This is a genomic window from Chamaesiphon sp. (genome assembly GCF_041737865.1).
Classification (GTDB): domain Bacteria; phylum Cyanobacteriota; class Cyanobacteriia; order Cyanobacteriales; family Chamaesiphonaceae; genus Chamaesiphon.
Window position 1 is genome coordinate 24,713 of record NZ_JBGSQZ010000008.1, and the last position, 6,607, is coordinate 31,319.

The following is a 6,607-nucleotide window of genomic DNA, read 5'->3' on the forward strand; positions in this document are numbered from 1 at the left end:
GAGTACTATAGCAATCATAAATCAGATCCTTGGTACTAAATATTGGTGCGTTACGGCAGCAGCCCAACACACCCTACGTCAACCTAACTTTTTATTTAGGATTGCTATATCAACTATCAACTATCCCAGATTCCACGCAATAAATCTCAACACTACAGCTTAATGATTCTTAGCGATCGGAGCTACAAGAATAGATGAAGATTAGTATAGACAAGATTATAAAAGCTTATCGATCGTTAGGGCGGGTAAGGTAGCCAAATAAGTTAGTTGCTAGAGCTTAAACTCTCTCATAATTGACAAACTAATGGTTATTACTTGTAAATGTAATGCCAAAATCGCCCAAAATTTTGAGACGATCGTGTTCAGATTTAGTACCGTTGCCGTAGGGAGACTTAATAAATGTATTTTGGACCAGCTTCACGATTGGGTATTAGCCGATTTGACGAAACTCCACCGATCGAGTGGATACCCGGACGCTCTAATGCTGAGATCGAAGAAATTATCACCGCCGTTTATCGCCAAGTACTAGGCAATGCCTATGTGATGGAAAGCGAACGGGCTGTAGTTCCTGAGTCGCAGTTTAGAAGCGGTGAATATAGCGTACGGGAATTTGTCCGTGCTGTCGCCAAGTCAGACGTATATATGTCCCGCTTTAGTGATTGTCCCCGCTATCGCTTTGTCGAGTTGAACTTCCGCCATCTATTAGGACGTGCGCCGAATAGCTATGATGAAATGAAAGCTCACAGTGCGATCCTAGATGCTGGTGACTTTGATGCTGAAATCGATTCGTACCTCGACAGCGATGAGTATCAAAACGTGTTTGGGGATAATATCGTTCCCTATATTCGTGGCTACAAGACCGAAGCGATTAGTCACATGGTGGGCTTTACCCACACGTTCCAATTGGTACGTGGGGCAGCTACTAGCTCCTTCAAGGCAGACTTAGCAGGCAAGTCACCAAAACTTAACTCTTTGGTGATTAACGCTACTGCTACGGCTGTTACAGCTCCAGGTAACACCTTCCGCAATCCGCCGATCGATCCTCGCACTCGTCTTGGTGCAGGTGCTGATGAGCAAGGCAAGGTTTACCGGATTGAGGTGACTGGTTATCGTGCTAACAAGCTCAATAACATTTCCAAGTTCCGTCGGAGCAACCAAGTCTACATGGTGCCCTACGAGCAGTTGTCAGAAACCTATCAACGGATTCACAAGCAAGGTGGTTCGATCGTCAGTATGACTGCGGTTTAGATTAGGCTTTAGGGCTTTAGGCTTTAGAACAGTTGTTGAGTGGGGATTTAGATCTCTACTCAAACAAATGTTCGCTCTATAAATGAGCATCGGTATCGAACCTTAATTCAAAATTAAACACTACCCCTAGCAAGATTTTTGCGGTTTCGATCGCTAACTTTTGCCTAGATATTTACAAGATAACAATAATTTAGGATCGAAATAATCATGGCAACTATGACACGGATGGAATTATGGCCCAATCGCACTGTTGACGACGTGCAAGCAGTGATTCGCGCAGTTTACAAGCATGTTTTGGGCAATCCCCACATGATGGAAAGCGAACGCTTATCAGCGGCGGAATCTCAATTGGCAAATGGTAGCCTCTCTGTACGGGAATTCGTACGTGCGGTGGGCAAATCTGAATTTTATCAAGAGCGTTATTTCCAGAAGTGCGCTCCTTATCGGTTCACCGAACTGAATTTCATGCACTTTTTAGGACGTGCGCCAGAATCTAAAGCAGAAGTCTCCGCACATATCGTGCGTTGTGTAGCTGAAGGTTATGAGAGTGAGATCGATTCTTACATTGATAGCGACGAGTATCAATCGGCTTTTGGGGAAAATATCGTTCCTTACAATCGCACTGATAGTGAGGCTGGCAAAAGTCAAGTAGCTTACAATCGAATGATCGCGATCGATCGTGGCCCCGCTCAAGTCAGTAGTGCTGTGACATCTTCCCAACTAGTTTACTCTGTTGCGACCAATAGCACGAGCAAGGTTTTCGCATCCCGCGTCAGTCTGGGCGGTTCTGGAGACGCTAGCAAGAAAATGTTCAGAATTGTCGTTACAGGTGCCAAATTCACTAGCCCTCGTCGCGTTAGTACTACTGAATATATCGTACGTGGCGATCGGATGACTCCCCAGATTCAACGCATCAACCGTACCAGCGGCAAAATCGTCAGTATCACTGAAATGGTCTAGATGTTCGGCTGGACTATCGATTTCTCCTGAGAAGATCTCAAATGGGTTCTATAAAGGGGGGCTTTACTCCCTTGATAAGAGGGATCTTGCCCCCTCCCCTTAGAAAGGGCATGGGGGTAAAATCTCCGCAACAATTCAAATAGACTTGGGCTAATATTGACTCGTTGGCAGAGCCTCTGCTCTGGAGAATCGCTTTGATAATTGATTAGTCGAAGTCCAAAAATGTTAATTTAGGGTACGAATGGATATTACTCAGTTTGTGTCAAGTTCGATCGGGCAATGGAAATCCCAACGTAGTGCTCATCATATGATCTTTAGTCACTTTGAGGCAGTGCGATCGGCGATCGATATTGTCGCGCTCACTCCTGACAACCCAGCAGTAATCGAACTTTGCCAAGCATATGACATCGATCCGAGTCAAGCTGTAGTTCCATTCCAAATGAGTTGGGAGGGAGAGTCAGACTGGAACGATGAGGTACTCAAAGGAAGTACTATCTTAGTGCCGATTCCCGATCCTAATTCACCCGATCGGGGTCAATTATTACGCGATCGAGGGTATGCTGAGACGATGGCAGCAGCAGCTCGCTATCACATCACTGAAGATGGCGTTTTTGTATTAATTACTGAATACAATCGAGCGGCGGCAGAAGAAAGAATCTGGTTTGTCAATCCCAATCTCAGATTTCGGGTATCGACAATCAAAACTAGTGATGGTACTGGCGTTGTCACTGCCTCATTTTCATCAGAATTACGTGCTATGGCTACTCCCTAATTGATAATTTATGAGTGATTCGATCCTGTTGGCAACTTGGATGGCTGGTGATTTTAGCAATCATCAACAATCGGTTTTGGAGCCTCAACATTACGCTCATATTCGGATCTTTTTTCGTCCGTTACCGTTTGAATTTTTTAACGCGATCGGGTTTTATTCCGAACAGGTATATGATTACGATCTGTGGAGTCCCTATCGTCAGGGCGTACATCGCTTAGTAGATCGCGGCGAGGATACTTATATCGAAAACTATAGCCTCAAAGATGCGATGCTATATGCTGGAGCAGCCCGAGAGCCAGAGATTTTAAAAACCATTACGCCAGATTGTCTGGAACGTCGCTGTAATTGTTCGATGATTTTTCAGCGTGAAGGAAATATGTTTCGCGGAAAAGTTGAACCAGGCGATAAATGTTTGATCGAACGCAATGGAGCGATGACTTATCTCATCAGTGATGTAAAAATAACTGAAAATACCTGGGTAAGTCTCGATAAAGGCATGGATATTAATACCCATGAAAAAATTTGGGGTTCAGCTTTTGGGATGCTGAGATTTGAGAAAGTAGCCAGCTTTGCAGACGAAATTAATTCGCGATCGACATAATTCTCATTTATGTTACCACCAGAAGCCGAGAAGAAAATGCAATGCTGGGTTCGGAGCAGACACTTGATTTCCTCTGGCAACTTATTCGTATTTGAGACAGTAGACTATAGTACGATCGAGCGATTTACTGATTGTATTTCAGCACTAGGTGGATCGTTAATTTCAGTTGAATCGATCGGCAAAATTTGGATTGGCGATCGATGTCAAGTGATCCTCTATCAAGCCACAGCTAGTCTACATACTCCCCATCATCAAGTCAAGCAGTATTGGATTAAATACGGGAGTTTTAGAACTAGATTTGACGAGCGGCTCTAAAAGTTTCAGGTAGATCGTCGAGGTTTAATTTACTAACTTTCAACTAATTTACTGATAATTAGGTTGTGGATCGATCCCACCGACACGATCGATCGGCCAAAATCTGATCGTAGCCTTGCCGACAATTTTATCTTTAGGTACAAAGCCCCAGTAGTGACTATCATAGCTATTGTTACGGTTGTCACCCAATACTAAATAATGACCTTGAGGTACGATGCCATCGGGAGTCAATGCCGTACTACTCCAGTCGTACGCGGGAGCTTCATCGAGATACTTTTCAGTCAGGACTTTGCCATTGACATAAACTTTACCGTCTTTGACATCGATCCGATCTCCAGGTAAGCCGATTACCCGTTTGATAAAAGCATCCTTGAACTTTTCTTTTTCTAATTGAGCGGTAGGATTGAAGACAACGATGTCACCACGGACGGGATTAGAAAAGCGATAACTAATTTTATCGATAATCAGTCGATCGTCAATGTGCAACGTCGGGAGCATCGAACCAGAAGGAATATAACGAGCCTCCGCCACAAAACTCCGAATCCCAAACGCCAATACAGCACTCAATCCAATTGTTTTGAGGGTTTCGATCCAGGGATTTTCGGCTTTAGGTACTGGTGTAGAGCTGTTACCCTCAGTTTGCGGCTGATGGTGTTGCTCGGAATTAGTTTCAGATGCTGGAGTAGTTTCAGTTTCAGATTCTGGTTGAGGCTGTTCGTAATCCATAAAAACGATTGAAGGGGATTTAGATGGGTGAATAGATTTAAACGGAAAGATATTTCGATGTGGTGACGATTTATCGATCTCGTTTTTAGACTACACGATCGATCTCGCCAAACCGAATCGATCGTACTGTAAGATTTTGTTAAAATGATTTAGCTTGGCAACAGACAATTATCGATGGTTGCCTTTAAACTGTAAGCCATTGGGTGAAAATTTTCCGAGCCGATCGCTAGCTAAGGCAACTGCGAAATATTGATGTCCAAGAAAATTGTTTTGTCCATAGACCATTATGCCCTTTATTCTTGACGATCGAGTATGAACTTGACATACTCCCCATGCTTGCACTCTCTCACCGCAAGCGGTTTGATTCATTAAAGCAGGGGATTCTTATTCACGGTTCACAGAGAATTACTTGCAGTCTTTGATTGCTCATCGACTGTAGAGGTACATCTCTCCCCGCGCTTTCCCTCATTCTCACAAGGCAGATCCTTCTTGCCCAGAAGTACTGTGCTGGGGCGCGACGTTTGCGGGGGAAGCTACCCCCGCAAAGCTCGCTTCGGGTGACCCGCCACGCTGTTTATTCCAATTAACTCCAAGGATATTCAAGCCTTTATGCAGAATGTTCAACGCCGCATTTGTATCGCGGCATATCTCAATTTTACAGTTAGGACATGAATGGGTTCTAGTACTGAGGGACTTTTTAACCCTATGACCGCAATTAGAGCAATCTTGGGATGTATAGGCGGGATTCACCGCCACAACTGCTTTATCCCAAATCTTGCCGTAGTAGTCTAACCATTGAGTGTATTGATACCAACCAGCATCAGAAATAGACTTAGCCAAGTTATGATTCTTGACCATGTTCGCAATCTTCAAATCTTCATACACCACGACATCGTTAGATGCCACTACGCACCGAGCTTGTTTGATTGCCCAGTCTTTACGCTGTCTACTTACTTTGAGATGGATTTTACCTAGTCTTTTCCGTGCCTTGTGATAGTTATTTGATTGAGGTTTAGCACCTTTCACAAATTTCTTACTTAATCGTCGTCCAGCTTTCTTGAGTTGCTTTTCAGCATGAATCAGGAATTGGGGATATATCACGGCATTATCATTTTGGTCTTTGGTGAAAAACTTCAGCCCTAGATCCAATCCGACAATATTGCCAGAATATTTACCCTGCTCTTTACGATCGGCATCAAAGCAAAATTGAGCATAATGCCCATCTGCTCTTCTCACAATCCGCACACGATTAATCTTCAGGGTGTGGAGATCTTCTTGAGTTTCATTGTTGCAAAATATTGATAATGTTCCAATTTCAAAACCATCGGTGAATGTGATTGATTTGCAATCATCCGACAGCTTCCAGCCTGAAACTTTGTATTCAACAGAGCGGCAATGTTTTTTAAACTTTGGAAAACCTGTCTTGGAAAATCGCTCTACTTGGGGAAACCCCAAGACCGCGTTTTCCGCTTTCTTCCCTGCCCCTTTTTTGCATCGGGCGTAGAAGCTAGAGATAGCAGCCCAAGCACGTTCAGCACTAGCTTGTCTAGCGGCTGAGTTGAGCTTTTTAGCAAAGTCAAACTCTTTGGCTAGATCCTTGCAGATACTATACAGATCGGCTTTATTTGTACCTTGATTGTCCATCCAATACCGAACAGCTTTGTTCCGAATGAACTGTGCTGTTCGGATGGCTTCATCAATGGCAGAATATTGCTCTGCTGTACCGTGTTTTAATTTTGCTTCTCTAACTATCATGGATTTACAATAGCATAGTTTTATCTAGAAAAACTCAGATAAAATAACATTAAGATGAATTACTATTTTGAGCGCATACTGCTTCTGGACGGGAGACCCGATTCGTGACAAGTTAAGGCGCAAGTGCAGTTGTCAAGCAGGGTTGAGCGGATGGCTCAAAAAAGAATGACCCTTCCCTGTTCACTCGATCTGGGAAGGGATCGATAATCAATTTCTTGAATGGCTTTCGG

General features: G+C 43.7%; 7 protein-coding genes. 5 read left to right on the forward strand and 2 right to left on the reverse strand.

Going from position 1 to position 6,607, the window contains the following annotated elements:
* The first annotated feature begins 399 nt into the window (after positions 1-399).
* The 5 genes from ACEW9J_RS00520 (at position 400) to ACEW9J_RS00540 (ending at position 3,896) form a co-directional block, all read left to right on the forward strand.
* A complete protein-coding gene (locus tag ACEW9J_RS00520) occupies positions 400-1,248 on the forward strand; it encodes a phycobilisome rod-core linker polypeptide (RefSeq protein ID WP_373543200.1) in 849 nt (282 codons plus the stop codon).
* Between the two features lie 207 nt (positions 1,249-1,455).
* A complete protein-coding gene (locus tag ACEW9J_RS00525) occupies positions 1,456-2,208 on the forward strand; it encodes a phycobilisome rod-core linker polypeptide (RefSeq protein ID WP_373543201.1) in 753 nt (250 codons plus the stop codon).
* A gap of 241 nt (positions 2,209-2,449) precedes the next feature.
* Positions 2,450-2,980: a phycobiliprotein lyase gene (locus ACEW9J_RS00530; protein WP_373543202.1), complete on the forward strand. Its 531-nt coding sequence runs from the start codon at positions 2,450-2,452 to the stop codon at positions 2,978-2,980.
* Between the two features lie 10 nt (positions 2,981-2,990).
* The gene (locus ACEW9J_RS00535) at positions 2,991-3,581 is read left to right on the forward strand and encodes a chromophore lyase CpcT/CpeT (RefSeq protein ID WP_373543203.1); all 591 of its coding nucleotides are present in this window, start codon (positions 2,991-2,993) and stop codon (positions 3,579-3,581) included.
* Positions 3,582-3,590: 9 nt separating this feature from the next.
* Positions 3,591-3,896, forward strand: coding sequence for a CpeR family transcriptional regulator (locus ACEW9J_RS00540; protein ID WP_373543204.1), 306 nt, complete (start codon positions 3,591-3,593; stop codon positions 3,894-3,896).
* A 48-nt stretch (positions 3,897-3,944) separates the two neighbouring features.
* Here the strand turns inward: ACEW9J_RS00540 and lepB are convergent, their stop codons facing one another.
* Together lepB and ACEW9J_RS00550 are read right to left on the reverse strand one after the other, a co-directional pair.
* Entirely contained in the window at positions 3,945-4,622 is a 678-nt protein-coding gene (gene lepB, locus ACEW9J_RS00545; RefSeq protein WP_373543205.1) for a signal peptidase I, read from the reverse strand.
* Between the two features lie 471 nt (positions 4,623-5,093).
* Positions 5,094-6,377, reverse strand: a complete 1,284-nt coding sequence (locus tag ACEW9J_RS00550; protein WP_373543206.1) for an RNA-guided endonuclease InsQ/TnpB family protein — start codon at positions 6,375-6,377, stop codon at positions 5,094-5,096.
* Positions 6,378-6,607: the final 230 nt, after the last annotated feature.

Coding starts and splice junctions, on each gene's coding strand:
- ACEW9J_RS00535 (WP_373543203.1), top strand. CDS start 2,991: ATGAGTGATTCGATCCTGTTGGCAACTTGGATGGCTGGTGATTTTAGC.
- ACEW9J_RS00550 (WP_373543206.1), bottom strand. CDS start 6,377: ATGATAGTTAGAGAAGCAAAATTAAAACACGGTACAGCAGAGCAATAT.
- ACEW9J_RS00530 (WP_373543202.1), top strand. CDS start 2,450: ATGGATATTACTCAGTTTGTGTCAAGTTCGATCGGGCAATGGAAATCC.
- ACEW9J_RS00525 (WP_373543201.1), top strand. CDS start 1,456: ATGGCAACTATGACACGGATGGAATTATGGCCCAATCGCACTGTTGAC.
- ACEW9J_RS00540 (WP_373543204.1), top strand. CDS start 3,591: ATGTTACCACCAGAAGCCGAGAAGAAAATGCAATGCTGGGTTCGGAGC.
- ACEW9J_RS00520 (WP_373543200.1), top strand. CDS start 400: ATGTATTTTGGACCAGCTTCACGATTGGGTATTAGCCGATTTGACGAA.
- lepB (WP_373543205.1), bottom strand. CDS start 4,622: ATGGATTACGAACAGCCTCAACCAGAATCTGAAACTGAAACTACTCCA.